Origin of the sequence: Streptomyces aurantiacus JA 4570, assembly GCF_000414115.1 — a bacterium.
GTDB lineage: Bacteria > Actinomycetota > Actinomycetes > Streptomycetales > Streptomycetaceae > Streptomyces > Streptomyces aurantiacus_A.
The window spans coordinates 1-514 of the sequence record NZ_AOPZ01000548.1; the positions used below are offsets into that span (position 1 = coordinate 1).

The window sequence follows — 514 nt, forward strand, 5'->3', positions numbered from 1 at the left end:
GGGCGCCGTGGGCGGGGGCCTGGGCGTGGGCGCCTTGGGCGGGGGCGGCCTGGGCGTGGGCGGCCGCAGGGGTGCTGTGCGGGTGGGAGGCCCCGGGCGCGGGCGCACTGGGCATGGCCGTTCCTGTTGCGGCTGCGGGTTGCGCGGGCACCCCGTGCGCCCCCGAGTGGGCGTGGGGGGCGGGGGCTTGGTGGCCGTGGGGGGCGGCACCCTGGTGCGGACCGTGCCCCTGGGAGCCGGTGTGCTGGACGCCGTGCGGAGGCGTGCCCTGCGCGGCGGCGGCCGGGGCGGGCGGAGGCGTGCCCTGCGCGGCGGCGGCCGGGGCGGGCATGCCCTGGGCCGGGGTGCCGGGTGCGGGCGTGCCCTGGGCCGGAGTGCCGGGCATGGGCATGCCTTGGGCGGGAGCGGCGGGGGCTTGGTGGCCCTGAGGCACGGCGCCCTGGTGCGGGCCGCCGTGCCCCTGACGGTCGGCGTGCTGGACGCCGTGCAGAGGTGTGCCCTGCGCGGCGGCGGC

1 pseudogene is annotated in these 514 nt (G+C 82.7%); it reads right to left on the reverse strand.

Features of this window, described 5'->3' with window-relative positions:
* Positions 1-385, reverse strand: a pseudogene (locus STRAU_RS42735) (hypothetical protein); the annotation flags it as partial.
* Positions 386-514: the final 129 nt, after the last annotated feature.